The 26,655-nt window shown below is 58.9% G+C and carries 27 protein-coding genes; 6 read left to right on the top strand and 21 right to left on the bottom strand.

Annotated features, from left to right (window positions below; genetic code table 11):
- Window positions 1-21 precede the first annotated feature (21 nt).
- The 10 genes from tolA to LG327_RS12030 all read right to left on the bottom strand — a co-directional run bounded on the left by tolA (window position 22) and on the right by LG327_RS12030 (window position 8,070).
- The gene (gene tolA / locus LG327_RS12075; protein WP_404362119.1) at window positions 22-1,077 is read right to left on the bottom strand and encodes a cell envelope integrity protein TolA; all 1,056 of its coding nucleotides are present in this window, start codon (window positions 1,075-1,077) and stop codon (window positions 22-24) included.
- A gap of 12 nt (window positions 1,078-1,089) precedes the next feature.
- A complete protein-coding gene (gene tolR / locus LG327_RS12070; protein WP_404362117.1) occupies window positions 1,090-1,533 on the bottom strand; it encodes a protein TolR in 444 nt (147 codons plus the stop codon).
- Window positions 1,534-1,568: 35 nt separating this feature from the next.
- Entirely contained in the window at window positions 1,569-2,261 is a 693-nt protein-coding gene (gene tolQ, locus LG327_RS12065; RefSeq protein WP_404362116.1) for a protein TolQ, read from the bottom strand.
- 14 nt (window positions 2,262-2,275) lie between these two features.
- A complete protein-coding gene (gene ybgC, locus LG327_RS12060; RefSeq protein WP_404362114.1) occupies window positions 2,276-2,719 on the bottom strand; it encodes a tol-pal system-associated acyl-CoA thioesterase in 444 nt (147 codons plus the stop codon).
- Entirely contained in the window at window positions 2,712-3,752 is a 1,041-nt protein-coding gene (gene ruvB / locus LG327_RS12055; protein ID WP_404362112.1) for a Holliday junction branch migration DNA helicase RuvB, read from the bottom strand. Before ruvB ends, ybgC begins: the two co-directional genes overlap by 8 nt.
- A gap of 135 nt (window positions 3,753-3,887) precedes the next feature.
- Entirely contained in the window at window positions 3,888-4,508 is a 621-nt protein-coding gene (ruvA, locus tag LG327_RS12050) for a Holliday junction branch migration protein RuvA (protein ID WP_404362110.1), read from the bottom strand.
- A 57-nt stretch (window positions 4,509-4,565) separates the two neighbouring features.
- A complete protein-coding gene (ruvC, locus tag LG327_RS12045) occupies window positions 4,566-5,087 on the bottom strand; it encodes a crossover junction endodeoxyribonuclease RuvC (protein WP_404362108.1) in 522 nt (173 codons plus the stop codon).
- Between the two features lie 38 nt (window positions 5,088-5,125).
- Complete coding sequence (locus LG327_RS12040) at window positions 5,126-5,875, bottom strand: YebC/PmpR family DNA-binding transcriptional regulator (RefSeq protein ID WP_404362106.1); 750 nt, start codon at window positions 5,873-5,875, stop codon at window positions 5,126-5,128.
- A 63-nt stretch (window positions 5,876-5,938) separates the two neighbouring features.
- Window positions 5,939-7,771 carry an aspartate--tRNA ligase gene (gene aspS / locus LG327_RS12035; RefSeq protein WP_404362104.1) on the bottom strand — a complete coding sequence of 611 codons (1,833 nt, stop codon included), beginning with the start codon at window positions 7,769-7,771 and terminating at the stop codon, window positions 5,939-5,941.
- 38 nt (window positions 7,772-7,809) lie between these two features.
- Entirely contained in the window at window positions 7,810-8,070 is a 261-nt protein-coding gene (locus LG327_RS12030; RefSeq protein WP_404362102.1) for an FmdB family zinc ribbon protein, read from the bottom strand.
- A 269-nt stretch (window positions 8,071-8,339) separates the two neighbouring features.
- On the opposite strand from LG327_RS12030, the gene fabR reads away from it, so the two are divergent.
- Entirely contained in the window at window positions 8,340-8,999 is a 660-nt protein-coding gene (gene fabR, locus LG327_RS12025) for an HTH-type transcriptional repressor FabR (RefSeq protein ID WP_404362100.1), read from the top strand.
- Here the strand turns inward: fabR and LG327_RS12020 are convergent.
- The 6 genes from LG327_RS12020 to guaB all read right to left on the bottom strand — a co-directional run bounded on the left by LG327_RS12020 (window position 8,986) and on the right by guaB (window position 15,550).
- Window positions 8,986-9,402: an HIT domain-containing protein gene (locus tag LG327_RS12020; protein WP_404362098.1), complete on the bottom strand. Its 417-nt coding sequence runs from the start codon at window positions 9,400-9,402 to the stop codon at window positions 8,986-8,988. The two genes, fabR and LG327_RS12020, sit on opposite strands and share 14 nt — an antisense overlap.
- A gap of 28 nt (window positions 9,403-9,430) precedes the next feature.
- A complete protein-coding gene (locus tag LG327_RS12015) occupies window positions 9,431-10,774 on the bottom strand; it encodes a UDP-glucose dehydrogenase family protein (protein WP_404362096.1) in 1,344 nt (447 codons plus the stop codon).
- An 84-nt stretch (window positions 10,775-10,858) separates the two neighbouring features.
- Complete coding sequence (gene galE, locus LG327_RS12010) at window positions 10,859-11,860, bottom strand: UDP-glucose 4-epimerase GalE (RefSeq protein WP_404362094.1); 1,002 nt, start codon at window positions 11,858-11,860, stop codon at window positions 10,859-10,861.
- 3 nt (window positions 11,861-11,863) lie between these two features.
- On the bottom strand, window positions 11,864-12,364 hold the full coding sequence (tadA, locus tag LG327_RS12005) for a tRNA adenosine(34) deaminase TadA (protein WP_404362093.1): 501 nt from the start codon (window positions 12,362-12,364) through the stop codon (window positions 11,864-11,866).
- A 54-nt stretch (window positions 12,365-12,418) separates the two neighbouring features.
- Complete coding sequence (gene guaA / locus LG327_RS12000) at window positions 12,419-13,996, bottom strand: glutamine-hydrolyzing GMP synthase (protein ID WP_404362092.1); 1,578 nt, start codon at window positions 13,994-13,996, stop codon at window positions 12,419-12,421.
- Between the two features lie 90 nt (window positions 13,997-14,086).
- Complete coding sequence (gene guaB, locus LG327_RS11995) at window positions 14,087-15,550, bottom strand: IMP dehydrogenase (protein WP_404362090.1); 1,464 nt, start codon at window positions 15,548-15,550, stop codon at window positions 14,087-14,089.
- Window positions 15,551-15,742: 192 nt separating this feature from the next.
- On the opposite strand from guaB, the gene xseA reads away from it, so the two are divergent.
- From xseA to LG327_RS11980, 3 genes are all read left to right on the top strand, one after another.
- Window positions 15,743-17,134 (top strand): exodeoxyribonuclease VII large subunit, encoded by a 1,392-nt coding sequence (gene xseA / locus LG327_RS11990; protein ID WP_404362088.1) that lies wholly within the window; start codon window positions 15,743-15,745, stop codon window positions 17,132-17,134.
- A 160-nt stretch (window positions 17,135-17,294) separates the two neighbouring features.
- On the top strand, window positions 17,295-19,178 hold the full coding sequence (locus tag LG327_RS11985) for a propionyl-CoA synthetase (protein ID WP_404362086.1): 1,884 nt from the start codon (window positions 17,295-17,297) through the stop codon (window positions 19,176-19,178).
- Between the two features lie 199 nt (window positions 19,179-19,377).
- Window positions 19,378-19,587: a cold-shock protein gene (locus LG327_RS11980; protein ID WP_404362084.1), complete on the top strand. Its 210-nt coding sequence runs from the start codon at window positions 19,378-19,380 to the stop codon at window positions 19,585-19,587.
- Between the two features lie 94 nt (window positions 19,588-19,681).
- On the opposite strand, the gene leuA is transcribed toward LG327_RS11980, so the two are convergent.
- A complete protein-coding gene (gene leuA / locus LG327_RS11975) occupies window positions 19,682-21,382 on the bottom strand; it encodes a 2-isopropylmalate synthase (protein ID WP_404362083.1) in 1,701 nt (566 codons plus the stop codon).
- Window positions 21,383-21,544: 162 nt separating this feature from the next.
- On the opposite strand from leuA, the gene LG327_RS11970 reads away from it, so the two are divergent.
- Window positions 21,545-22,042: an Lrp/AsnC family transcriptional regulator gene (locus LG327_RS11970; RefSeq protein ID WP_404362081.1), complete on the top strand. Its 498-nt coding sequence runs from the start codon at window positions 21,545-21,547 to the stop codon at window positions 22,040-22,042.
- 28 nt (window positions 22,043-22,070) lie between these two features.
- On the opposite strand, the gene LG327_RS11965 is transcribed toward LG327_RS11970, so the two are convergent.
- Window positions 22,071-22,487: a PaaI family thioesterase gene (locus LG327_RS11965; RefSeq protein WP_404369398.1), complete on the bottom strand. Its 417-nt coding sequence runs from the start codon at window positions 22,485-22,487 to the stop codon at window positions 22,071-22,073.
- A 186-nt stretch (window positions 22,488-22,673) separates the two neighbouring features.
- On the opposite strand from LG327_RS11965, the gene LG327_RS11960 reads away from it, so the two are divergent.
- Entirely contained in the window at window positions 22,674-24,407 is a 1,734-nt protein-coding gene (locus LG327_RS11960) for a proline--tRNA ligase (RefSeq protein WP_404362079.1), read from the top strand.
- Between the two features lie 47 nt (window positions 24,408-24,454).
- Here the strand turns inward: LG327_RS11960 and murB are convergent, their stop codons facing one another.
- From murB to LG327_RS11945, 3 genes are all read right to left on the bottom strand, one after another.
- Window positions 24,455-25,486, bottom strand: coding sequence for a UDP-N-acetylmuramate dehydrogenase (gene murB, locus LG327_RS11955; RefSeq protein WP_404362077.1), 1,032 nt, complete (start codon window positions 25,484-25,486; stop codon window positions 24,455-24,457).
- A 141-nt stretch (window positions 25,487-25,627) separates the two neighbouring features.
- A complete protein-coding gene (gene kdsB, locus LG327_RS11950; RefSeq protein ID WP_404362076.1) occupies window positions 25,628-26,392 on the bottom strand; it encodes a 3-deoxy-manno-octulosonate cytidylyltransferase in 765 nt (254 codons plus the stop codon).
- Window positions 26,393-26,428: 36 nt separating this feature from the next.
- Complete coding sequence (locus LG327_RS11945; protein WP_404362074.1) at window positions 26,429-26,617, bottom strand: Trm112 family protein; 189 nt, start codon at window positions 26,615-26,617, stop codon at window positions 26,429-26,431.
- Window positions 26,618-26,655 lie beyond the last annotated feature (38 nt).

Here is a 26,655-nt window from a genome sequence, read left to right as displayed (position 1 = left end):
GCATTATGCTGCTCGCTGTCGCTATTTCATCTTTTCCGGGTTGAACTCAATCGTGAACTGCCGGAAGTAGCGTTCAAATGTGTCCCGGCTTTCCGGTACCGGAAAACGACTGAGGCTTTTTACGGCGCTCAGTGCCGAATTATCAAAGGCCGTGCTGCCACTGCCGCTCACAAGCTGCACTGATGCCAGCTCACCGGTGGGCAGCAGTGTAATCTGAAGCGTCGCCGTCATCTGCTCGGTCGCCGAGGGCGGCGGATACCAGGCCCGGGAAAGCCGGTCACGAATCAGGGCCTGGTAACGCTCACTTTCTGACAGCATCTCAGACTGACGGGCCTGGGCTGCCGCCTGTTCCTGCCGGCGGCGCTCTTCCGCTGCCTGCTTTTCCCGGGCATTCTGGGCCAGGGATTCCAGCTGCTGCTCCTTGAGTCGCCGCTCGGCCTCGCGGCGTTTTTGCTCAGCTTCGCGTTTTGCCTGTTCCTGGCGCTCGCGCTCAAGCCTCTCCTGCTCCTGCCTGGCCGCTTCCTCCTTTCGACGCTGGGCCTCTTCCGCCGCCTGGCGCTCGGCTTCCTGGCGTTTGCGCTCCTCTTCAGCCTTGCGTTGGGCCTGCGCTTTGGCTTCGGCCTCAGCTTTTTCCCTGGCCTCCTCGGCTTTGCGCTGCGCGGCTTCCTGCGCCTTGCGCTCGCGCTCCTTTTCGGCCTTCGCTGCCTCGGCTGCCTGCTGTTTCTCGGCCTGCCTGCGCTTTTCTTCTTCCTGGCGTTGCTGCTCTTTTTTTACAGCAGCCTGTCGGGCTTTCTCTTTTTCCTCTTTTTCTTTTTGCGCTCTGCGCTGAGCTTCTTCCTGTTTCTTTTTTTCTTCTGCCTCGTCTACCTGAGGCGGTGCCGGCTCGGGCTGTGGAGGCTCCTCACTGATCAGTCGCGCAGAGATGCTGCGGGGCGCTGGTTCAGGCTCGGGGGACCTCAGGCTGAGGCTCGTGAGGCCTACCACTATAATCAGCCCGTGAAGAACCACCGAGAGGATGACCGGCGATTTCCAGGGCGGCGTCCCTGTGCTGATAATCTCGCGGGATTGATCACTCACGTACTGTCAGCCTTACTCAACCTGGTTGTCTTCGGTAATAAGACCGACGCGGGACGCCCCTGCTCCCTGGAGTGTCGACATCAGCCGCACAACCGTACCGTAATCCACATACTCATCGCCGCGAACCAGAACTTCGCCATCCTGCCGGCCAGCCAGGATTTTGCTTACCTGCTCCCGGATATCAGCCAGAGCCATGGGGTCGCCACCTTTGCCACCCACTTCCAGAAAATAGGCGCCGTTGGCGTCCACCGAAACGATAATGGATTCCACATTTTTTTCGGGCTGAATTGCATCCGCACTGGTATTGGGAAGATCCACCTTCACACCCTGGGTCAACATGGGCGCAGTCACCATGAAGATCACCAGCAACACCAGCATGACGTCTATGTATGGCACCACGTTGATTTCCGACATCGGCTTGCGCCGCGCGTGGGGCATCATTCCCATACCTTTCATTTCAGTCTCCCACTCGCTCAGTATCCACTGTCCGTTCAGACAGAGCTGGTCTTCTCACTGCTGTGCACGCGCCGGTGCAGAATGCTTGAGAATTCTTCAGCGAAGGTCTCATAGTTTTTCAGCAGGCTATCCGAGGTGCTTGAAAACCGGTTATAGGCAATAACCGCGGGGATGGCGGCAAACAGGCCCATGGCCGTGGCAATCAGGGCCTCCGAAATCCCGGGGGCAACGGTTGCCAGCGTCGCCTGCTGGGTCTGCGCCAGACCCCGGAACGAATTCATGATGCCCCACACAGTCCCGAACAGGCCGACATAGGGGCTGGTTGAGCCGACGGTTGCCAGAAAGGGCAAATGAGCCTCCAGGCGTTCCTGCTCCCGGGAAAAGGCCACCCGCATGGCCCGCTGGGCGCCATCCATGACCGCTTCCGCATCGCGGCTCTGCTGACGGAGGCGGGAAAATTCACGAAAGCCCGAGCGGAACACCGATTCCAGGCCCGAAAAAGGCGTGGGATTGGCGGTGACGTCATGATACAGCTGGCCGAGGTCCATTCCGGACCAGAATCGTTCCTCAAAAGCCAACTGAGCCTGTCTGGCCTTTCGGAGAACCTGGTAACGCTGGAAAATCAGCGCCCAGGACACCACCGACGCGAGCGCCAGCACCAGCATGACAAGCTGGACCAGCAGGCCTGCGTCAAGTATTAAAGACCAAACTGAAAGTTCTGAATCCACCTTTAACTCCTGGCTTATTCTGGTTGATTGTTGCTAGCTGCCGCCATCAAAGCGCTTATGCTGGCGGGCAGCCGTCTGGGACGCCCCGTGTCCAGCGCTATGCAGGCTACCCTGATCCTGGCCGCGGCCAATAGCGCGTTATCCGATACCCGCACCACCTTTTGCTCAAACTCCATCCAGACCCGGCCGCACTGGACCAGATCAGCACTTACCTGAAGCAGATCATCCAGCCGACCCGGCCGGCAATAACTGATGGACAGGCTCTGGACCACGTAACTGATATTTTCTGCCAGCCCTGCACGAAGCTCGACGCCCCGGCTTCGCACCCACTCGGTCCGGGCCCGCTCCATATAATGAAGGTATTTGGCATGAAAGATAATGCCACCGGCATCGGTGTCCTCGATGTAAACCCGGATTGGCAGCTCAAACTGCCCGCCAGTCTGGGATGCCTCAGCCAAGCAGATCCTCCTGGGCGCCCTTCGGCTCCTCCGCTGCGGCTGCAATACCAAAATGCAGATAGGCATGGGATGTCACCATGCGTCCTCTGGGGGTGCGCAGCATATAGCCCTGCTGGATGAGGAATGGCTCGATCACATCCTCGATGGTGCCCCGTTCTTCGCTGATGGCTGCGGCAAGACTTTCCACACCCACTGGACCGCCATCGAACTTCTCGATCATCGCCAGCAGCAGGCGGCGATCCATGTGATCAAAGCCGCGGCTGTCGACCTTGAGCATGTTCAGAGCCTGGTCAGCAATGCCTGCGGTGATGATGCCATCGGCCCTGACTTCGGCGAAATCCCGAACCCGGCGCAGGAGACGGTTGGCAATACGGGGGGTGCCCCGGGAACGACAGGCTATTTCATGGGCTCCGGCTTCCTCGATGGACACACCGGACAGGCTGGCAGAACGCCGGATGATATGAGTCAGGTCCGCGGTATTGTAGAACTCCAGGCGCTGGACTATGCCGAAACGGTCCCGCAACGGCGATGTCAGAAGTCCAGCTCGAGTGGTGGCCCCCACCAGCGTAAAAGGAGGGAGATCGAGTTTTATTGACCGGGCTGCAGGGCCTTCCCCAATCATAATGTCGAGTTGGTAGTCTTCCATGGCCGGGTAGAGTATTTCCTCCACCGCGGCGCTGAGCCGATGAATCTCGTCGATGAACAGCACGTCGCCGGATTCAAGATTGGTCAGCATGGCCGCCAGGTCACCGGCTTTTTCCAGAACCGGGCCGGAGGTGGTCTTGATGGCCACGCCCATTTCATTGGCAATGATATTGGCCAGGGTGGTCTTGCCAAGTCCGGGCGGGCCGAATATCAGCACGTGATCCAGGGCTTCCTGCCGGCCACGGGCTGCAGAGATGAAGATATCCATCTGCTCCCGCACCGCAGGCTGGCCGACATACTCACTCAGTACATTGGGCCGGATGGCCCGGTCCTGCACTTCTTCATACTGTCCGGTCTGGGCCGAAATGAGGCGGTCCGATTCAATCATTAAAGTGCTCATTGCAGGCGTACGGCATTAAATCTTCCCGGGGATCAAAACGTGAAACATTGTACAAGGCGCATATTGACTGTCACGTTACGCTCCCGACAGGTTGACCTCCAGTTTTTTATACCAGGGCCATGATCAGCTGGCAGGTATCATCTTCTTCAATGCGAGCCGGATCAGGTCTTCCGCGCTCATGCCCTCTTCCGCCACCCGGCTGATGGCGCGGGCGGCTTCCTGGGGTCTGTACCCCAGAGCAATCAGTGCCGCTTCTGCCTCATCCGACGGACGGTGCGTGGTCGGTGCTGTGGAAGCGACGGCCGCACCGCTGGCTGCCTCGGGCATAAACTGTCCTTCAAGCTGCCCTATCCGGTCTGTCATTTCAATCATCAATCGCTCGGCGGTTTTTTTGCCGACCCCTGGCAGCTTCACCAGAGCGGCGGCGTCCCGGTTTTCCACGCAGCGGATAAACTGCTGGGCATCAAGCCCCGAGAGAATGCCGAGGCCCAACCTGGGGCCGACCCCATTGACCTTGATCAACAGGCGGAACAGATCCCGGTCCAGTCTGGCGGCAAAACCAAACAGGCTCTGGGCGTCTTCGCGGACCGAAAAGTGGGTATGAAGAATCAGTTCCTGCCCGACCTCGGGAAGATGAAAGAATGTGGTGTAGGGGATATCGACTTCGTAGCCCAGCCCCCCCGCCTCGACAAGAACCTGGCCTGGGGATTTTTCAGCCAGGGTACCGCGGATGCGACCAATCAAGACATCTTCCTCCAGGCAAAGTAATCAGTATTTCGGGATTTCACCAGAAAAGCCCGGTCAGGGCCGGATTCGACCGCCACGGACCCGGCCGCCAGCTGATATTCTTGCCACGCTCTGGCTCATGTGGGCATGACACAGGGCAATGGCCAGGGCATCTGCAGCGTCTGCCTGGGGCTTCCGGGACAGGCCGAGAATGGTCTGGACCATGTGCTGCACCTGGGCCTTGTCGGCGCCCCCGCTGCCCACCACCGCCTGTTTGACCTGCCGCGCGGAATATTCGTGCACTGCAAGGCCGCTGTTGGCGGCACTGACAATGGCAGCTCCGCGGGCCTGGCCCAGCTTGAGAGCGGAATCCGGATTGCGCGCCATGAATACCTGCTCAATGGCAAATTCGTCCGGGCGGAATTCACCGATCAGGGTGGCGAGACTGTGGAAAATGGTCTGCAGGCGCTCGGCCATGGGCTTCTCACCAACGCGGATGCAACCGCTGTCCAGATACTCGGTATTGCGCCCTTCCGAACGGATGATGCCGTAACCGGTAATACGTGAGCCAGGGTCCACACCCAGTATGATCGCCACCCTTGCTCCTTTCTATGAGGAAAGTTTCCAGCCCGGAGTCAGCCGCTGTGAGCCGCCATCACGTCTTCGCCAATCTCCGCATTGGAATAGACATTCTGGACATCGTCCAGGTCTTCCAGCATGTCCAGCAGCCTGAGTACTGCTTCCGCCATCTCGCCTTCAACCTCAGCCGTGGTGGACGGAACCATTGTTACCTCGGCGTTATCCGGAGCCAGGCCAGCCGCCACCAGGGAGTCTCTGACATCGAGAAACTGCTCGGGGGTGGTGACTATCTCCCAGGAGCCGTCGTCCTGCTGGGTTATGTCTTCAGCGCCGGATTCAAGGGTCGCCTCCAGCAGCGCTTCTTCCCCGACATCAGGACTGTAGGAGATGATGCCCTGTTTGCTGAAAAGCCAGGCCACCGAGCCGTCGGTGCCAAGGTTGCCACCCTGCCTGTTGAAGGCGTGACGCACATCGGCGACGGTGCGGTTCCTGTTGTCGGTCATCACCTCCACCAGAATTGCTACACCACCGGGACCATAGCCCTCATAGGTGAGCTCTTCATAGTTTGTGTCATCACCGCCACCGGCGCCCCGTTCAATGGCTCGCTCGATGGTGTCTTTCTTCATGTTGGCCGTGAAAGCCTTGTCCATGACGGCACGGAGCCTGGGGTTGTCCGCCGGGTTGCTGCCACCCTGACGCGCGGCAACCGTCAGTTCCCGGATCATCCTGGTGAAGATTTTGCCTTTCCTGGCGTCCTGGGCCGCTTTGCGATGCTTGATGTTGGCCCATTTGCTGTGACCCGCCATAATCTGTGCATACCCCCATTCTGTTTAATTAACGGCAGTTCGACAGTAATCTGGCGGAATCGTTCAGGATTTTCCGATTTCGTCCACCTTCATCAGGTCCTCTTCCGCCGTGATATTGCCGCCAGCTCTTTCGCTGGGCTGCCGGCGAAGCTTGATGTGCAGTTCGCGGAGCTGCTTTTCGTCGACAGTGCCCGGCGCCTGTGTCATCAGACAGGTAGCGCTCTGGGTTTTCGGGAAGGCGATAACGTCACGAATCGACGTAGCCCCGGTCATGAGCATGATCAGGCGGTCCAGGCCAAAGGCCAGGCCTCCATGGGGAGGACAGCCATACTTGAGGGCATCCAGCAGGAAGCCGAACTTGGCGCGCGCTTCTGCCTCGTCGATGCCCAGAACCCGGAAAACCGTCTGTTGCATGCTTTCATCATGAATACGAATGGACCCGCCGCCGAGTTCGGTGCCGTTCAGAACCATGTCATAGGCACGGGAAAGCGCTGTTTCCGGTGACGCCACCAGTTCCTCGGGCGTGCAGGAAGGAGCGGTAAACGGGTGGTGAATGGCATGCAGGCTGCCGTCGCCAACTTCTTCAAACATCGGGAAATCGACCACCCACAGCGGGGCCCATTCCGTGGTCAGCATATTCAGATCATGTCCCAGCCTGATACGTAAAGCGCCAAGGGCTTCATTGACCACACTGGCCTTGTCGGCACCGAAGAACACCAGGTCGCCGTCTTCCGCACCAACCCGCTCCAGTACCGCCAGGGCGACTTCATCGCCCAGGAACTTGACGATCGGTGACTGAAGGCCTTCGGCACCTTTAGCCAGTTCGTTGACCTTGATGTAAGCAAGGCCGCGGGCGCCGTAAATGCCCACGTATTTTGTATAGTCGTCAATCTGCTTGCGGGTGAGCTGATTGCCACCGGGCACACGCAGCGCAGCGACGCGGCCCTTCGGATCCTTTGCAGGGCCGGCAAACACCTTGAAGTCCACCGCCTCAACCAGATCCGCCACATCTATCAGCTCCAGCGGAATACGGAGATCCGGCTTGTCGCTGCCATAGCGCTTCATGGCTTCGGAGTATGGCATCCGGGGAAATTCGGGAAGCGCCACTTTCAGTACATCCTGGAAGAGCTCCCGGATCATGGACTCGGTCTTGTCCATCAGGAAGGCTTCATCGACAAAGGATGCCTCGATGTCGATCTGGGTGAACTCTGGCTGACGGTCGGCCCTGAGGTCTTCGTCCCGGAAACACTTGGCAATCTGGTAGTAGCGGTCGACTCCGGACACCATCAGCAACTGTTTGAACAGCTGGGGCGACTGGGGCAAGGCGAAGAAAGAGCCTTCCTGGGTGCGACTTGGAACCAGGTAATCCCTGGCGCCTTCCGGCGTGGCACGTGTCAGGATGGGTGTTTCCACATCCATGAACTCGTTGCGGTCCAGGAAGTTGCGGATATAGCTGGTAACCCGTGAGCGGAACCTCAGGCGGTTGAGCATCTCCGGGCGACGCAGGTCAATGAAGCGGTATTTGAGGCGGACGTCCTCGCCCACGTCGATGTGCTCGTCAAGCTGGAACGGGGGGGTGGCAGCTGCATTCAGGATGTTCAGCGCCTTGCCCAGCACCTCAACCTGACCGGTGGCCATGTTGGCATTTTCAGTGCCTGCCGGGCGACGACGGACGCGACCGGTCACCTGGATAACGAATTCACCGCGGACTTTCTCTGCCAGCTCGAAGCTCTCGTGGCTGTCCGGATCAAACACTACCTGGGAGATCCCGTCCCGGTCGCGCAGGTCGAGGAAGATAACACCGCCGTGGTCACGGCGGCGATGCACCCAGCCACAGAGCGTTACGTCCTGGTCGATGTGAGATTCGTTAATTCCACCGCAATAATGACTGCGCATACCCATTCCTGTTGTATCTGTGTGCGTGTTGTGTGTAATCAGCTCGCCGCTGACTCTGAGGGCTTTGACTCTGAGGGTTTTGACGACTCGCCCTTTTCGACCAGGTTCTTTTTGGTGCCGGTCTTGAAGTCGGTTTCATACCAGCCTGTGCCTGATAGCCGGAAGCCGGCCGCAGAGATGCGTTTCCTGAAGGCTTCCGCTTCACAGGATGGACACGCCTTCAGCGGCGCATCACTCATCTTCTGGATGACATCTTTCTCAAAACCACAGGCGTCACAAACATATTCGTAAATCGGCATTCTCAATACCCCATAAAATAACCAACACCAGTGTCCCTTGCGGAAACGAGCCCTGCTCATGTCATCGGATACCGCCGTGTACCCCGACCAGGCCGTGAGGGCAGGCGGGGCTATCTGGACGCAGACGTTCAGGTTCTGGCGGACCCTTCAAAAGCGCACCATTATAAACACAATCCAGCGTAAAATCAGGGCTTCTGCTTTATTCGTGACGTGTCTCCTGCCGGACGATAGAATAAGGCGCCAACCAGTAGTCCACGCCGGAGAATTCCTTGTCAGCCCGAGCCGAGCAGAAACTCAGAACCCGCCGTTCCCTCATGGATGCAGCCCTGGCACAGCTGAGTGCCGATCGCGGCTTCACCAGCCTCAGCCTCCGTGAAGTGGCCCGGGAAGCCGGTATCGCGCCTACCTCCTTTTACCGTCATTTTGGTGAGCTTGACGAGCTCGGCCTGGCTCTTGTGGATGAAAGCGGTGTCGCCCTGCGGCAGCTGATGCGACAGGCCCGCAAGCGGATTGCCCGCAACGGCAGTGCCATCAATACATCCGTCGATACGTTCATGGAGTACCTCGGGAATAACGCAAACCTGTTCCGCCTGCTACTGCGGGAGCGGACGGGCGTGTCCAAAATATTTCGCAACTCGATACAGGCGGAGATCGACCATTTTGTGACCGAACTGGCGGATGACCTGAAGCGCTTTGCCGAGGAGCAGCACAAGCCTCTCTACGATGCGCGGCTCGTGGCAGAAGCCATGGTGACGCTGGTATTCAATCATGGAGCCGAAGCCCTGGACTCAACACCCAGCGAAAAGGAAGTCCTGAAGGACAAGCTGAAGACGGAATTACGGATGATTCTGGTGGGCTCCCAGACCCTCGCGCGGCATGCGGCAGTTCAGGAAAGGAGAAGGGAAAAGAAAGCCATCAGGCCTTTCTGACAGACTCCAGAACCGGCTCAAGGACCTGCATGCGCTTGACCAGTTCCTGCTCCTGATAGGCAACTGGAGCCTGCCTGCCCCACACTGGGCCAGGCCAGGCGGGATCATCCGTAAACCGCACGATGTGATGCAGATGCAGTTGGGGAATCACGTTGCCCAGGGCTGCCAGGTTGAGCTTGTCCCCCGCGAAGACAGACATCATGCCCTTTCCCAGAATGGATGACTCCCTGAGCAGCTGTTTCTGGTCTGAATCCGTGAGCTCGTAGATTTCACGGATATCCCTGACCGCAGGAACCAGCAGCACCCAGGGCCAGGTCGAATCGTTCATCAGACGAATCTCACAGAGCGACGAGCGCCCCAGACTCAGGGTATCGGCTATCAGGCGCTCATGAAGCGTAAACATGGCGATGCTCTCCCTTGACCACCCGGACTCAGGCCGACTGGAACTGATTGCTGCCCCGACCAATGGCGTAGTACATGAGGCCGTAGCGCGTGAGCATTTCCGGCTCGTACAGGTTGCGTCCATCAAATACTACCGGCTCACGCAGAGCGGCAGCAATGGCCGGGAAATCCGGTGAACGGAATTCCTTCCATTCGGTGCAGATCACCAGCACATCCGCGCCCTTGAGGGCCTGCTCCTTGGTTCCACACAACTGCAGCCCCTCTTCGTCCGGATAGATGCGTTGCGTCTCGTCCATGGCCTCGGGATCGAAAGCCTGAACCCTGGCGTCTGCTTTCCACAGGTTCTCCATCAGGGTCCGGGCCGAGGCCTCACGCATGTCATCCGTGTTGGGCTTGAAAGCGAGACCCCAGAGTGCCACTACCTTGCCGGAGAGGTCGCCACCAAAATAATGGCTGACCTTGTCAAACAGCACATGCTTCTGGGCGGCGTTGACTGCTTCCACCGCGTTGAGCAGGCGGGATTCGTAGCCGCAGTCACGGGCCGTGCGGGACAGGGCTGTCACGTCTTTGGGAAAACAGGAACCGCCGTAGCCACAGCCCGGATAGATGAAGTGGTAGCCGATTCGGGGATCTGAACCTATGCCGCGCCGTACCGCCTCGATATCCGCACCCAGGCGCTCGGCCAGGTTGGCAATCTCGTTCATGAAGCTGATCTTGGTCGCCAGCATGGCATTGGCGGCATACTTGGTCAGCTCTGCAGAGCGACGATCCATGTAGATCATGCGGTCGTGGTTGCGGTTGAAGGGGTAGTAAACCTCCCTCAGCAGTTCCCGGGCCCGCTCGCTTTCGGTGCCAATGACAATCCGGTCCGGCTTCATGAAGTCATTGACGGCAGCCCCTTCCTTGAGGAATTCGGGGTTGGAAACCACATCCAGCTCAAGCTCCAGACCACGGTGATCAAGGGAAGCCCGTGCCGCTGCATACACCTTGTCACCAGTACCCACCGGCACCGTGGACTTGTCGATGATCACTTTGTAGTCGGTCATGTACTGGCCGATGGTCTTCGCCACGGCCGTTACATACTGCAGGTCGGCCGAGCCGTCTTCATCTGGAGGTGTACCGACCGCAATGAACTGCAGTATCCCGTGCTGGACAGCCTGTTCGGCATCCGTGGTGAAGAGCAGGCGCCCCGCTTCCACATTATGGCTGACAATTGCCTCAAGGCCAGGCTCATAGATGGGGATCTGGCCGTTTTTCAGACGCTCGATCTTGCCCTGATCAACATCCATGCAGAGCACATCGTGGCCGACGTCGGCCAGACAGGCGCCGGTCACCAGACCAACATACCCCGTTCCAAAAATTGTTACTTTCATTCCCTGATTCCTGCTTTCTGGTTGTGACTGATCACAAATGATTCAAATCGATTAGGGTGGCATGTACTTCAGCACCGCCAGGCCTTAAAACCAGTGTTCGCCAGCGGCACGCTTTGCCTGCCAGGCCTTTTCCCAGGCCAGGGCAGTGGCAACGATGGTCTCCAGGCTGTCGTGATCCGGCTGCCACCCAAGCACCCGGGTGATTTTCCTGTTGTCCGCCATCAGGGCCTCCGGATCGCCTGCCCTGCGGTCGGTTTCAGTAACCGGGAAGTCCACGCCGGAGAGGCGTTTCACCACATCGATCACTTCCCGCACGGTGAAGCCGCGGCCATAGCCACAGTTGAGCACCTGGGATTCACCACCGCCTGACATGTAATCCAGGGCCATGACGTGGGCCCGGGCCAGGTCTTCCACATGGATATAGTCCCGCACGCAGGTGCCGTCACGGGTTTCGTAATCCGTTCCGAATACACTCATCCCTTGCCGGACGCCGGTTGCGCACTCGCAGGCCACCTTGATGAGATGGGTGGCTTCCGGTGTCGCCTGGCCCAGCAGCCCCTCGGGGTTGGCACCGGCAACATTGAAGTAGCGCAGGATCACATGATTCAGGGAGGATGCGGCGGACAGATCCATGATCATCCGCTCGCTCATCATCTTGGACGCACCATAGGGATTGATTGGCGCCAGCGGCAGATCTTCCGTCAGTATGGTTTCATCCGGCATCCCATAGACCGCGGCAGTGGATGAAAACACCAGATAGGGCACCTGATGACGGTCTATTGCAGCCAGCAGATTCAGGGTATTACGGGTGTTGTTGCGATAGTATTTGAGGGGGTCGGCGACGGACTCGGGAACCACAATATTGGCGGCGAAATGCAGCACGGCTTCGAACTGGTGCTCACTGAACAGCTGTTCCAGGGCAGCTTCGTCGCCCAGGTCCCCAACGATCAGCTCGCCGCAGGTAACCGCCCAGCGATAGCCGGTAGACAGATTGTCGAAAACGGTAATGTCATGACCGGCAGCACCCAACTGACGAACAACATGGCTTCCTATATAGCCGGCACCGCCGGTAACCAGTACTTTCATGGACTATCCTCGATCTGTCCCTGATGCCGACCTGCGTTGATGCCGGATCTGGTCGCGCCGCCGGGAAAAAAATTCTGAAAGCAAATGCCCGCAGGATGATGACAGCACGCCCCCTGTCACCGCAACCCGCCAGTTCATGGCGCTGTCTTCCAGGATGCGGTTACTGGAGACAATGGCTCCGGCCTTGGGCTCAAGCGCACCGAACACAAGCCGGGATATCCGACTGTGGACCAGAGCACCGGCACACATGGTACAGGGCTCAAGGGTCACATAGAGAGTGGCGCCCGCAAGCCGGTAATTGCCCAGGCGGCGGGCCGCGTCGCGCAGGGCACGTATCTCGGCATGGGCGGTAGGATCACACTGGCTGATCGGCGCATTGTAACCTGCGCCGATTTCCCGGCCATCCAGGACCACTATGGCACCCACGGGCACCTCTCCACCCCGTCCGCCAGACTCCGCTAGCGTTAATGCCCGCTGCATCCAGTACTCGTCTTCGTTATCCATCCGTCAGGCGCCATGCACTCCGGCTACACTCATCGCCGGCCACCAATCCCACCATTATTCCCATTCAATGGTTGCTGGCGGCTTGGAGGAAATATCGTAAGTCACCCTGGATACGCCATTGATTTCATTGATGACACGATTGGAAACCGTTTCCAGAAGCTCATAAGGCAGCCGCGCCCAGCGCGCCGTCATGAAGTCCACGGTTTCCACGGCCCGCAGGGCAATGACGTATTCGTAACGCCTGGCATCGCCAACGACACCCACAGACTTGACCGGCAGAAACACGGCAAAAGCCTGGCTGGTTTTGTGGTAAAAATCGGCCCTGTGCAACTCTTCAAGGAAAATGGCATCGGCGCGACGCAGGATTTCGGCATATTCCTTCTTCACCTCGCCGAGGATGCGCACCCCCAGCCCCGGCCCCGGGAAGGGGTGCCGATATACCATGTCATAGGGCAGCCCCAGTTCGAGACCAATCCGCCGAACCTCGTCCTTGAAAAGCTCCCTCAGAGGCTCCACCAGTCTCATCTTCATGGTTTCCGGCAGCCCTCCGACATTGTGATGCGACTTGATCACGTGGGACTTTCCGGTTTTAGAGGCCGCTGACTCGATCACGTCCGGGTAGATGGTGCCCTGGGCCAGCCAGTTCACGTCCCGGATTTTCGTGGCTTCTTCATCAAACACCTCAATAAAGGTGTTGCCGATGATTTTCCGCTTCTGCTCAGGGTCATTGACGTCCTTCAGGCGTGACAGGAAGAGATCTTCCGCATCAGCGCGGATGACTTTCACACCCATGTTGCGGGCAAACATGTCCATGACCTGGTCACCTTCATGAAGGCGAAGCAGGCCGTTGTCGACAAATACACAGGTAAGCTGGTCGCCAATCGCCTTGTGCAGGAGCGCCGCGGTGACGGAGGAATCCACGCCGCCAGACAGACCTAGCAGAACCTTGTCAGTGCCAACCTGTTGCTGGATCTGACGGATCGCATCTTCCACGATCTTTGCCGGTGTCCACAGCGCCTCGCACTGACAGATTCCCAGAACAAAGTGTTCCAGCATCCGCTGGCCCTGCAGGGTGTGAGTCACTTCCGGATGGAACTGAACGGCAAACAGCTTGCGATTGAGATCCTGCATGGCAGCAATGGGGGCGGACTCGGTGGAGGCCAGCAGCTCGAACCCCTCCGGCAAGACGACCACCTTGTCGCCGTGGCTCATCCACACGTCCAGCAGGGCATCGCCAGTGGGGGTAAGGTGATCCTTGATATCCTTCAGCAGGGGCCCCTCACAGCGGACACGAACCTGGGCATAGCCAAACTCCCTTTTGTCGGAGCCGGCGACTTTGCCTCCCAGCTGCTCCGCCATGGTCTGCATGCCGTAACAGATGCCAAGCACCGGTATACCCCGCTCAAACAGTCCCGCAGGGGCTCGGGGGCAATCCAGCTGGGTGACCGATTCCGGCCCACCGGCGAGCACAATGCCTTTGGGATCGAACTCATTCAGCTCCTGGTCGGTAATATCGAAGGCCCTGACTTCACAGTAGACACCAATTTCCCGTATGCGACGGGCGATCAGCTGGGTGTACTGGGAGCCGAAATCAAGAATCAGGATGCGGTGGTCATGGATGTTCGTGGCCATGGGTTCCTCAAAAGGGAGTTGGGAAGCTCTGATCCAGCGCAACCGACAGGGGGTCAGGCCGGGCTGAATCAGAGTCTGGGAGAGGCGTCTTCAGCCGACCCGGTAATTGGGAGCTTCTTTGGTGATGGTGACATCGTGAACATGGCTCTCACGCATGCCGGCGTTGGTAATCCGGGCAAACTCTGGCTTTGTCCGCATCTCTTCCATGGTGGCGCAGCCGGTGTAGCCCATGGAGGCCCGCAGACCCCCCATCAGCTGATGGACAATATTTCGCATGGGGCCCTTGCAGGCCACCCGCCCTTCTATACCTTCCGGTACCAGTTTGTCGACGCCCTTGCTGGCATCCTGGAAGTAACGGTCGCTGGAGCCCTGGCCCATGGCTCCGATTGAGCCCATGCCACGATAGGCCTTGTAGCTGCGGCCCTGGAAAAGCTCGACTTCACCCGGGGCCTCGTCGGTGCCGGCCAGCAGGCCGCCTACCATCACACAGTAGGCGCCGGCCGCTATGGCCTTGGAGATATCTCCGGAGAAACGTACCCCTCCGTCCGCAATCAGCGGTATCCCGCGATTCCTGAGGGCTTCGGCAACATTGGAAACCGCGGTGATCTGCGGCATGCCGATACCGGCAACGATGCGAGTAGTGCAGATGGACCCGGGACCGATGCCCACCTTGACCGCATCGGCGCCGGCATCCGCCAGAGCAATAGCTGCGGCAGCAGTCGCGATATTGCCACCAATAACCTGGACTTCCGGGTAGGTTTCTTTCACCCACCGTACACGGTCGATCACGCCACGGGAGTGACCATGGGCCGTGTCCACCACAATCACGTCGACCCCGGCCTCCACCAGCGCCCTGACCCGGTCCTCTGTGTCACCGCCTGTGCCAACTGCGGCGCCAACCCGCAGGCGACCCTGTTCATCCTTGCATGCCAGGGGGTAGTCCTTGGCTTTCTGGATGTCTTTGACGGTGATCAGCCCTTTAAGCTCAAAGTCATCATTGACCACCAGCACCTTTTCTATCCGGTGTTTATGGAGGAGGTTTTTAACCTCTTCCAGATCCGCCCCTTCGAGAGCGGTTACCAGCTTTTCCTTGGGCGTCATGATGTCGGCGACCCGGGTATCCAGACGGCTTTCGAAACGGATGTCCCGTCCGGTGACGATGCCCACCAGGTCCCGGCCATCGACAACCGGCAGGCCGGAGATGTTGTTCGCTCCGGTGATATCCAGAAGCTCCCTGACGGTATTACTGGGAGATACAGTGATGGGATCCTTGACTACGCCACTCTCGTATTTCTTGACCTTGCGAACCGCCGCTGCCTGTTGCTCAACACTCATGTTTTTGTGCATGATGCCAATACCGCCCTCCTGGGCCATGGCAATAGCGAGTTCCGCTTCGGTTACCGTGTCCATCGCCGCCGAAACGAGAGGAACGTTCAGGGTGATGCCTTTCGTCAAGCGGGTTCTGAGACTGACTTCGTGAGGCAGGACTTCGGAGTATCCCGGTATTAACAGGACATCATCAAACGTGAGGGCTTCTTCAGCAATTCGCAACATCGGGACCCGCCTTAAAAACTTACTGGGTTGAGGCTCATCCAGTGGCTTTTGCCACCTGAAACACGGATGAAATCCTTAATCGGATCATTATAAAACTGCGGCAGCCCACAGTAAACCACGGTGGTCCGCAGTGCTGGTTGCATCTTTTTGAAATTTCGCTATTTTTGCCACCCAAATTTTCGGAAACTGCTTATGGATTCGCCCACTAGCCCCAGCATGATAACCCGGCCACGGGCGTTAACTGTGAGTGAACTCAACCACCAGGTCCGTCACCTGCTTGAAACCAGCTTCATGCAGGCCTGGGTAGAGGGCGAGCTTTCCAGCTTCTCAAGACCCGGCTCCGGGCACTGGTATTTCACCCTCAAGGACAACCGGTGCCAGGTTCGCTGCGCCATGTTCAAGGGTTTCAACCAGCGGATACACCCCCTGCCAAAAGAGGGCGACCAGGTCCGCATCCGTGGCAGAGTCAGCCTTTATGAAAACCGGGGTGACTTCCAGATCATTGCCGAGCACATGGAGCCGGCGGGGGCAGGGGCCCTGCAGCAGGCCTTTGAGGAACTCAAGGCGAAGCTTCAGCGCGAAGGCCTGTTCGACCCCGGCCGCAAGAAGCCCATCCCGACGCTGCCCCACCAGATTGGCGTAGTGACCTCCCCCACCGGCGCTGCCATCCACGACATTCTCACAGTGCTTGCGAGACGCTTTCCGGCCATTGGTGTCACCGTGTATCCCACAGTGGTCCAGGGGCAGGCGGCGGCAGGCAATATTGTTTCAGCCATTCAGGCGGCGGAACGGCATGGTCGGGCCGACGTCCTGATCATCGGTCGGGGCGGCGGCTCCCTGGAAGACCTCTGGTGCTTCAACGATGAAGCCGTGGCCCGGGCCATTTCAGCTTGCAGCCTGCCCACCGTCAGCGCAGTCGGACACGAGATAGACTTTACCATTGCCGACTTTGTGGCGGACCTGAGAGCCCCAACGCCCTCTGCGGCAGCGGAAAAGCTGTCACCTGACAGCCTTGACTGGCTTCGGCTGCTGGCCGATCAGCAACAGCGACTGACGTCCGGTTTTCAGGTTACCAGACGCCGGCTCGCCGCCCGGCTGGAGCACCTGGCTGCACGATTGCGGGATCCACGCCGGGAACTGCTGGAAAAGGCGCAGAGGCTGGATGAACTGGAGATGCGCCTGCATTCAGTGATGAAAACCGCCCTGACCCGTCAGAACACCAGGCTTGAGCACAGCCGCAACCGCCTGCTGGCCCAGTCCCCCAGCCGCCAGCTCGCACTCGCTGAAACCCGGCTTTCGCAGGCTTCCCTGAGACTGAAAGAAGCTGTCCGTCGGCTTCTGGCCGCCAGGCGGGAGCGCCTTTCCTGGAACAGCCAGACCCTGCACGTGGTCAGCCCCCTGGCGACCCTGGGGCGGGGATACGCCATTGTTCAGGGGCCAGACCTGCCAGTGGTGAGGAAAGCGGATGAACTGGCAACCGGTGACCTGATAAGGGCCCGGCTGGCCGAGGGGTCAGTGGAAGCCTCTGTTACACGAATCTGCCCGGCTGCCGAAACCGACAGGGACCCTGACAGCAGTAACTGAGCGGTCTGCTGCAGGACTTCCCGAAAAATTTCTGATCCTGATCAAAAGACCAGAGCACGCGTGATTAGCCGATGGTCTAGTAGCTCTCCTGCCCAGAGTCCCTAAAGTCGGAAGTCAACAACGGACAAATAACGACAGCCCGCGGCAGGGAGATAGCGCAATGAGTTACGAGGCGGAGTTTCAGCGTTCACTTGAGCAGCCGGAAGCATTCTGGCGCGAAAAGTCAGCAGACATCGAATGGATGCAGCCTCCGGAAACCATCTGGAAAGCAAAGGCCAATGGCCATGGAGAGTGGTTTCCGGATGGCGTGCTCAACACCTGCGACCTGGCCCTTGATGCCAACATCCGTGCCGGGCGGGGCGACCAGAAAGCCCTCATCTACGACTCGCCGGTCACAGGCCAGCGGCTTTCGCTGACGTACTACCAGCTTACTGAGCAGGCAGCTCTGTTTGCCGGAGCTCTCTCTGAGCAGGGCGTGACCAGGGGTGACCGGGTCATAATCTACATGCCGATGATCCCGGAAACCGTGGTAGCGATGCTTGGCTGCGCCCGGATCGGGGCGATACACAGTGTCGTGTTTGGGGGATTTGCCGCCCACGAATTGGCAGTGCGCATCAACGACGCCACCCCGAAAGTGATCGTGACCGCGTCCTGCGGAATTGAAGTCACCAGGGTCATCGCATACAAGCCAATGGTGGACAGCGCCATCGACGAAGCGCAACACAAGCCCGACTGTTGTATTGTTTTTCAGCGCCCCCAGATAACTGCAGATCTGAAAACGGGCCGTGATGTCGACTGGACAGAGATAATGGAGAAGGCCCTGCCCGTCGACCCCGTACCGGTGGGCGCCACGGATCCCCTGTACGTTCTCTACACATCGGGTACCACCGGAAAACCCAAAGGGGTGGTCAGGGACAATGGCGGTCATGCCGTTGCCCTGCGCTACAGTATGTCGCTGGTCTACGACGCAAAGCCGGGTGATGTTTTCTGGGCTGCCTCTGATGTGGGCTGGGTCGTTGGCCACAGCTATATCGTCTATGGCCCCCTGCTTGCCGGCTGCACCACCGTTCTCTATGAAGGCAAGCCGGTGAAGACACCGGACGCCGGCGCCCTCTGGCGGGTATGTCAGGACCATGGCGTCAATATCCTCTTCACCGCGCCCACTGCGTTCCGGGCCGTCCGCAAGGAAGACCCGGAGGCAGATGAACTGCGGCTTTACGACATAAGCTCTCTCAGGCGGATTTTCCTCGCCGGGGAGCGACTGGACCCTCCGACCTACGAATGGCTCCGGGAACACACTCGCCTTCCCGTCCTGGACCACTGGTGGCAGACGGAAACCGGCTGGGCCATCTGCTGCAATCCGGTAGGAATCGAACCCATGCCTTCAAAGCCCGGCTCCGCCACCGTTCCCTCTCCGGGATACGATGTGCAGGTTGTTGACGCCTCGGGCCGTCAGGTACCTCAGGGTGAACAGGGCCAGGTTGTGGTGAAGCTTCCCCTGCCGCCGGGCTGCCTGACCACTGTCTGGGGAGACGACCAGCGGTTCGTAAAAACCTACCTGGAACCGGTTCCGGGGTTCTATTTTTCCGGGGACGGCGGCTTTATCGATGAAGATGGTTATGTCTTCATCATGGGCCGCACGGACGATGTCATCAATGTGGCGGGACACAGGCTTTCCACCGGTGAAATGGAGGAAGCCATCGCCGCGCACCCTGCTGTAGCCGAATGCTGCGTAGTCGGGATTTACAATGAGCTCAAAGGCCAGATTCCCGTGGGTCTGGTACTGGTCAAGGACGGCGCCACTATCACGCCGGATGAACTGGAAGAAGAACTGGTAGAGATGGTGCGGGAACGTATCGGAGCGGTCGCCAGCCTGCGTCGGGCGATTGTGGTGGAGCGTCTTCCCAAGACCCGCTCCGGCAAGATTCTCCGCCGGGTCATTCGCCAGATCGCGGATAGCGAACCCTGGACCGTACCCTCAACGATCGATGACCCCGCCATTCTGGACGAGATCAGCGAGCATTTTCGAGGGCCAGGCCGTTGACGCGCCTGGTACACGGTCTATACTGAAATTGCTGTGAAAATACAGCTGTACTCGAAGAAAGCGTTACAACGGTCGGCTTTTTGCTATTCGTTGCTCCTTCCTGAGAACACGCATTTTCCCAGCACAGGTTGTACGGACCTGGCGGTCCGGACAATTGAACGTCCGTGAGGGCAAAATTTCGGAAATACAGGAAAGATCAATGTCTGAGACAAAAACAGGCCACGTAAAGTGGTTCAATGAGTCCAAAGGCTTCGGCTTCATTGCCCAGGATGGCGGTAGTGACGTTTTCGTTCACTACAGCGCCATAAACTCCAGCGGTTTCCGGACTCTGACCGAAGGTCAGCAGGTCCAGTTTACCGTAACCCAGGGTCCGAAAGGTCCGCAGGCGGAAAACGTCACCCCGGTCTGAGGTGATGGTGTCCGTCCAATGCCCCTCACGGGCACTGGACAGTAAAAAGCCGGCACCTGTGCCGGCTTTTTGTTTCTGAATACCCTGAAACCCGTTACTGGTCCACGGAAATGGCAATTTCCTCTGCCAGCTTGTGGGTGGCAGGATCGCTGACTTTCTGGCTGACAGCTGACAGCAGAGCCTGGAGCGTTGCCGAGGTGGTGTCCTCGGCCAGAGCCGCAGCGCTGCATGGTTCACCATCCACCTGCAGACGGATGCAGGCCAGGGCATTGGCATTGGTGCCTTCGCCCAGTGCGAACTCATCATAAGCCTCCACCGCAACCCTGATACCCCTGACGCTTTCAAGGGCGGCAACTACGGCCTCAACCGCGCCAAGCCCCCGGCCCTCCAGATTTACCAGATCCACTTCCCTGCCAAAGCTCACCCGGGCATAAACCCCTTCATTATCCCGGTGAAGATCATAGGATCTGAGCTCCCACTCTGGTTTGACCTTGAGATAGCGCTCTTCAAACAGGCGGTGAATGGTCAGGGAATCGATCTCACCACCTCCGGTTTCAGCTTCCCGCTGGACCACCTTGCTGAATTCGATCTGCAGCCACCTGGGCAGGCTGATGTTGTAGTCCCGTTCAAGTATGTAGGCGACGCCACCCTTGCCCGACTGGCTATTGATGCGGACGACCTCCTCGTAACGACGACCGAGGTCCCGGGGGTCAATGGGCAGATACGCCACCTCCCATTTGTCGTCGTCCTTCCGGCGGGCAAGGCATTTGCGGATTGCATCCTGGTGACTCCCGGAAAAGGCGGTAAATACCAGTTCGCCGGCATAAGGGTGCCGGGGATGGGTGCCGATTTCGGTACAGGCTTCCACCACATCGGTGATCTCCGCCATGCCCGACAGATCCAGCTGCGGATCCACGCCCTGGGAATAGAGGTTCATGGCCATGGTGACCAGGTCCATGTTACCCGTGCGCTCGCCATTGCCCATGAGCGTGCCTTCCACCCGGTCGGCCCCGGCCATCACAGCCAGTTCTGCAGCCGCCACGGCACAGCCCCGGTCATTATGGGTGTGGACACTGATACTGATATGTTCCCGATAACGCACGTGATCGCAGATCCATTCAATCTGGTCAGCAAAGATATTGGGAGTGGCCATTTCCACCGTTGCAGGCAGGTTGATCACCACCCGCCGGCCCTGGTCTGGCCGCCATACATCATTGACGGCATCGATGACCTCGGCTGCAAAATCCAGCTCCGTGCCGGTGAAGCTTTCAGGGCTGTACTGAAAGGTCCATTCGGTTTCAGGGTGTTTCTTCGCATGGGCCTTTACCACTTCCGCGCCTTCAACGGCTATATCCCGGATGCCCTTGCGGTCGAGCCCGAACACCTGCTCCCTCTGCACCCTGGAGGTGGAGTTGTAGACATGGACAATTGCCCGCTTTGCACCGGCAAGCGCCTCGTAGGTCCTCGCAATCAGTTCAGGCCGGGCCTGGGTCAGCACCTGGATGTGCACATGGTCCGGGATCCGGTTCTCTTCAATAAGCTTGCGACAGAAATCGAAATCCGGCTGACTTGCCGCGGGAAAACCGATCTCGATTTCCCTGAACCCCAGTTTGACCAGCAACTCGAACATGCGCTGCTTCTGGGCCACGGTCATGGGCTTGACCAGCGCCTGGTTGCCATCCCGGAGATCAACGGCACACCACTGGGGCGCCCGGGTAATGATCTGATCCGGCCAGCGGCGGTTGGTCTTCCGCACTGGCTCAAAAGGAATGTATTTGCTGTGGTCAAACGCCATGATCTCAGTCCTTACAATTTGGGTCTTGCAGTCTGCGAAGGATAACATTTCATCTACTGGTAACAGAATACGCCTCCCGCGCTGGATAATGATTGCTATTTTGGGCCTTAAATCTATTATTTTGACATCACCATCCATTTTTCACTAAATCAGCGCAATTTTATGTCAAAAAATACCAATGGGCTTATCAGGCTGGATAGTATTGACCGCAACATCCTCGAATCCATGCAGCAGGATGGCCAGCTTACCAACCAGGAGCTGGCCGACAAGGTCGGCCTGTCCCCCTCCCCCTGCCTGCGAAGGGTCAGGGCCATGGAGAAGGCAGGGATCATTGTCCGGCGGGTAACCATCCTGGATCACAAGAAACTTGGGCTGGCCCTCACCGCGATTATCCTGATCGGCATGGACCGACACACGCCGGAGCGCTTTGCGGCTTTCGAAGCGGAAGTGAGTGAATACCCGGAGGTACAGGAATGCTACCTGATCACCGGCCAGGACGCAGACTACATGCTCAAGGTGGTGGTGCCGGACATGGACCATTACCACCATTTTCTGCTTAACCGCATCACCCGGATACCCGGTGTCAGCGGCGTGCATTCAAGCTTTGTGCTAAGGCGGGTCATCGACAGCACAGCCCTGCCGCTGGGTTACCTTTCCTGAAGCACCCGGACGAAAGGCGGTCGGCGTATTAGCCCCGCGAAGGCAGAGCGTAACTGCCAGTAACATGGGCCACCAGCTGCTCCTCCTCCCCCTCGCCAGATAGCAGACGCACCTCACAGAAGGCCAGGCGGCGTCCCATTCGGAGCACCACAGCTTCGGCCACCAGATCGGCTGCCGCCGGCTTCTGGAGAAAGTTGATGGAGAGGTTGCTGGTAACCGCCATCTCCGCTTTTTCCAGGGTGGCGAGAATGGCGGCGTACATGGCTGCATCGGCGAGCGCCATCTGCGTTGGCCCGGACAGGGTGCCGCCCGGACGCAGGCTTTTCTCGCTGAACGGCACCCTTGCCCGGGCAAAACCTGGGCGGACCTTTTCCACCGTGAACCCTATATCGTCCGCCATGGGCAAACCGGCACTTATCAGCGCCTGGACTTCTTCTGCATTCAGACTCATTGGTCTAGCCTTTAGTTCATCATTTATACTGAAAGGTACAACGTAAACGGACAGGTCAGTCCGTTTACCAACGCACCTGTGTTTTGTGCATGCGCCGACCTGTACCTTGTCCGGCAGGCTCCGTACAATAACGCCCGGATATCAACAAATAAACCCTGTTCAACGCCCACGGAATCCAAGATGCGAGCCAGCCGCTACCTGATTGCCACCCAGAAAGAGACCCCCTCCGACGCTGAGATCATCAGCCACCAGCTCATGCTCCGTGCGGGGATGATCAGGAAACTGGCAGCTGGCCTGTACACCTGGCTGCCCATGGGTCTGAGAGTCCTCCGCAAGGTCGAGCGTATTGTCCGCCAGGAAATGGACAAAAGCGGCGCTCAGGAAGTGCTTATGCCGGCAGTCCAGCCGGCAGAGCTGTGGCAGGAGTCCGGCCGCTGGGAGCAGTATGGCGGCGAGCTGCTGCGGATGCAGGACCGCCACGGGCGGGACTTCTGCTTTGGCCCCACCCACGAAGAGGTGATTACCGATCTGGTTCGCAACGAGCTGAAAAGCTACAAGGAACTGCCGGCCAACTTCTATCAGATCCAGACCAAGTTCCGGGATGAACGGCGTCCCCGATTCGGCGTCATGCGGGCACGGGAGTTCATCATGAAGGACGCCTATTCCTTCCATCTGACCAGCGAGTCCCTGAACGACACCTATCAGGTGATGCACCGCACCTACTGCAACATTTTTGATCGAGTGGGCCTCGACTACCGCTCTGTTCAGGCCGATTCCGGGGCCATAGGGGGCAGCGCCTCCCATGAATTCCATGTGCTGGCACTTTCAGGCGAGGATGCGATTGTTTTCAGTACCGAGGGCAACTACGCCGCCAACATTGAAAAGGCTGAAGCCGTAGCTCCTGCCGGCGAGCGCCCGCCGGCCGCAGAGAACATGACCGAGGTAGCCACGCCCGGCCAGGAAACTATCCGGGACCTCTCCAATTTTCTCGGCGTTGACCCATCCCGTACTATCAAGACCCTGGTCGTGCGATCCAAGCCGGACGATGAGGGCAGGCCCGGGCTGGTTGCGCTTGTTCTGCGGGGCGATCATAACCTCAACGAAATCAAGGCGGAAAACCTTGAAGGCGTGGCTGAACCCCTCACCATGGCCACGGACGACGAAATCCAGGCCGCTATTGGCGCCGGCACGGGCTCTCTGGGACCCGTCGGCCTGAAGCTTCCGGTGATCGTGGATCGCAGCGCTGCCCACCTTGCAGATTTTGTCTGCGGCGCCAACCGGGATGGCTATCACCTGACCGGTGTGAACTGGGAACGGGACCTGCCTCTGGAGCGGGTCGAGGATATCCGCAACGTCGTCGAGGGGGATCCCAGCCCGGATGGCACGGGTACTCTGGAAATACGCCGGGGCATTGAAGTCGGCCATATTTTCAAACTGGGCAACAAGTACAGCCGGGCCATGAACGCCACGGTACTGGACGAGAACGGCAAAGCATCCATTCCGGAGATGGGCTGCTACGGCATCGGCGTGTCCCGGATTGTGGCTGCTGCCATAGAGCAGAACCATGACGATCGGGGAATCGTCTGGCCCGAGGCCATAGCACCCTTCGAAGTGGCTATTGTGACCCTCAATGCCCACAAGTCACCCCTGGTGATGGAGGCGGCAGAAAAGCTCTATGAACAACTGCACCAGGCGGGCTTTGACGTATTGCTGGATGACCGCAACGAACGGCCGGGTGTGAAGTTTGCAGACATGGAACTGATGGGCATCCCCCACCGCCTTGTCGTATCGGATCGCGGCCTGGCTGCTGGCACTCTGGAGTACAAGGGCCGTCAGGATGCGGACAAGCAGGACATTGCCGTAGACAAGGCCATGGCCTTTCTGGTCAATGCTTCTCCGCGCGCCGGGTTATGATTTTTCCGGGCAGCGCTGACACAGCCTGCCCGGAAGTCTTTCTGCTCTCAGGGCACGATTCTGGGTTCAATCTCCAGTGATACGCCAAACCGCTGGAAGACATCTTCACGTATACGCTCGGCAAGCGCCAGGATGTCCTGACCCGTGCCCCCGGAATGATTGATCAGGACCAGAGCCTGACGGTTGTGCACCCCCACCCTGTCAGTGCGATAGCCTTTCCAGCCACACTGATCAATCAGCCATGCTGCAGCCAGCTTCACCGAATCACCCGCCGGGTAGCCCACGATAGCCGGGTTAACACTGCGCAATTCTTCCCACCTGGCCAGGGGGACAACAGGGTTCTTGAAAAAACTGCCCACGTTGGGCAACTGTTCCGGATCGGGAAGTTTGCGCCGGCGCACCGCCATGACGCCCTCCGCGACTTCCAGTGGAGTCAGCTGTTCCGGATGCGGGTGGTCGGAGAAATAGCGGGCAAGGTCGCCGTAGCCCAGAGACAGGGGACGGCTGCGGGACAGCCGCAGTCTGACTTCCACAATGACGTAGCGGCCGCTCTGCTGCTTGAACACGCTGTCCCTGTACGCAAACCGGCAATCGCTGTTGCTCAGGGTGACCAGCTGGCCAGTGGTGCGGTCGAGCGCCGTGACGGACACCAGGGTATCACTGAGCTCCACGCCGTAGGCACCGATATTCTGGACCGGCGCCGCGCCCGTTGTGCCGGGTATCAGTGCCAGATTTTCAATCCCCCGGTAGCCGGAGGCCGCGGCGTAAAGCACCGCTGAGTGCCAGTTCTCCCCTGCGCCCAGCACAAGGGTAGCTCCGCTTTCCGAAGCCTTTTCCCACTGGCGTCCGGAAAAGGCCACGCGGATGACCAGGCCATCGAAATCCCCGGCAATGACCAGGTTACTGCCCCCGCCAAGAACAAGAGTCTCGAGGCTCCGTGCGGCCGCCCAGTCCAGGGCCTCCACCAGCTCGGCGACCCGCTTTACGGAAACATAAAACCGCGCCCTGGCAGCCACCCGAAGGGTGTTCAGTCCGCCGAGCTCGACAGATTCCTGAATACTGTCTGCGAGGCTGTTCACAGGGGGTTGTTCACAGATAGTGCTCCCGGATACTGCGAGGGGCAGTGAGTGGACGGCAGCTATTGCCAGGGCGTAAAAACAGTGTACTTTCAGCTGTGGCCAAAATCAGGGCTCCTCCGGTAATTCTCCGCGGGGCTGATTTCAGGCCTCCATCAGCCGACGCAGACGGACAAGGTCTTCTTCCGTATCCACTCCGGCCTGCGGAGGCTCACAGGCAATGCCTACGTGAATTCTGACCCCATGGTGGAGGGCCCTTAGCTGCTCCAGTGACTCAGCCCGCTCAAGGGGGGCGGGCGACCAGGTGACGAATCTCCGCAGAAAGCCCACGCGATAGCCATAAATTCCAATATGCCGGTAATGGGTCACGTTTTCGGGCAGGCTGCGCTCCGCGCCGCTATCGGACCACTGGTCCCGCGCCCAGGGAATGGGAGCGCGGCTGAAATAGTGGGCCAGACCCTGGTAATCAAATACCACCTTGACCACATTCGGATTGAAGATGGCAGAGGCATCGGCAATGGGCTCACAGAGAGTGGCAATGGCGGCATCAGGGGCGGACTCAAGATTGGCCGCCACCTGATTGATCAGGGCCGGGGGAATAAGCGGTTCATCCCCCTGAACATTGACAACCCGGGCGTCCGTGGCAAGGGAAAGATGACGGGTGACCTCCTCAAGACGGTCCGTGCCACTGTCGTGGCTGGCCGCGGTCATTACAACTTCGGCCCCAAAAGCCTGGCAGGCTTCCCGGATGCGATCATCATCCGTGGCAATGACCACTCTTGTCGCCTCGCTTTCTGTCGCCCGGTCGAACACATGCTGGATCATCGGCTTGCCAGCAATGTCTGCCAATGGTTTGCCTGGCAACCGCGTCGATGCGTATCTGGCAGGTATGACCACGGTAAATGACATAATTCCTCCCCTGGCATTCAGAGAATCAGTAGACCATCAGCGCCTGTCAAGCCGCTCATCGGTGGACAGTGTCCGGGCTTCGACCGCCAGCATGACGGGTATGCCCTCGCGGATGGGAAATGCCATGGCATCGTTGCGGCAGATAAGCTCCTGTCGCTCCCTGTCCAGAATCAGATCGCCTTTGCACACAGGGCAGGCCAGCAAGGCCACCAGTTTTTTATCCATGATCCGGTCTCATTGGTATTGAAATTGCGAAGCAAAAT

It is taken from the genome of Marinobacter sp. (assembly GCF_044799475.1).
GTDB lineage: Bacteria > Pseudomonadota > Gammaproteobacteria > Pseudomonadales > Oleiphilaceae > Marinobacter.
The sequence above is the reverse complement of the archived record's forward strand: the minus strand, read 5'-3'. Positions and strand labels throughout refer to the sequence as shown.

Coding starts and splice junctions, on each gene's coding strand:
- tolR (WP_404362117.1), bottom strand. CDS start 1,533: ATGAAAGGTATGGGAATGATGCCCCACGCGCGGCGCAAGCCGATGTCG.
- ruvB (WP_404362112.1), bottom strand. CDS start 3,752: ATGATTGAATCGGACCGCCTCATTTCGGCCCAGACCGGACAGTATGAA.
- LG327_RS12040 (WP_404362106.1), bottom strand. CDS start 5,875: ATGGCGGGTCACAGCAAATGGGCCAACATCAAGCATCGCAAAGCGGCC.
- aspS (WP_404362104.1), bottom strand. CDS start 7,771: ATGCGCAGTCATTATTGCGGTGGAATTAACGAATCTCACATCGACCAG.
- LG327_RS12030 (WP_404362102.1), bottom strand. CDS start 8,070: ATGCCGATTTACGAATATGTTTGTGACGCCTGTGGTTTTGAGAAAGAT.
- LG327_RS12020 (WP_404362098.1), bottom strand. CDS start 9,402: ATGTTTACGCTTCATGAGCGCCTGATAGCCGATACCCTGAGTCTGGGG.
- LG327_RS12015 (WP_404362096.1), bottom strand. CDS start 10,774: ATGAAAGTAACAATTTTTGGAACGGGGTATGTTGGTCTGGTGACCGGC.
- galE (WP_404362094.1), bottom strand. CDS start 11,860: ATGAAAGTACTGGTTACCGGCGGTGCCGGCTATATAGGAAGCCATGTT.
- tadA (WP_404362093.1), bottom strand. CDS start 12,364: ATGGATAACGAAGACGAGTACTGGATGCAGCGGGCATTAACGCTAGCG.
- guaA (WP_404362092.1), bottom strand. CDS start 13,996: ATGGCCACGAACATCCATGACCACCGCATCCTGATTCTTGATTTCGGC.
- guaB (WP_404362090.1), bottom strand. CDS start 15,550: ATGTTGCGAATTGCTGAAGAAGCCCTCACGTTTGATGATGTCCTGTTA.
- xseA (WP_404362088.1), top strand. CDS start 15,743: ATGGATTCGCCCACTAGCCCCAGCATGATAACCCGGCCACGGGCGTTA.
- LG327_RS11985 (WP_404362086.1), top strand. CDS start 17,295: ATGAGTTACGAGGCGGAGTTTCAGCGTTCACTTGAGCAGCCGGAAGCA.
- LG327_RS11980 (WP_404362084.1), top strand. CDS start 19,378: ATGTCTGAGACAAAAACAGGCCACGTAAAGTGGTTCAATGAGTCCAAA.
- leuA (WP_404362083.1), bottom strand. CDS start 21,382: ATGGCGTTTGACCACAGCAAATACATTCCTTTTGAGCCAGTGCGGAAG.
- LG327_RS11970 (WP_404362081.1), top strand. CDS start 21,545: ATGTCAAAAAATACCAATGGGCTTATCAGGCTGGATAGTATTGACCGC.
- LG327_RS11960 (WP_404362079.1), top strand. CDS start 22,674: ATGCGAGCCAGCCGCTACCTGATTGCCACCCAGAAAGAGACCCCCTCC.
- kdsB (WP_404362076.1), bottom strand. CDS start 26,392: ATGTCATTTACCGTGGTCATACCTGCCAGATACGCATCGACGCGGTTG.
- LG327_RS11945 (WP_404362074.1), bottom strand. CDS start 26,617: ATGGATAAAAAACTGGTGGCCTTGCTGGCCTGCCCTGTGTGCAAAGGC.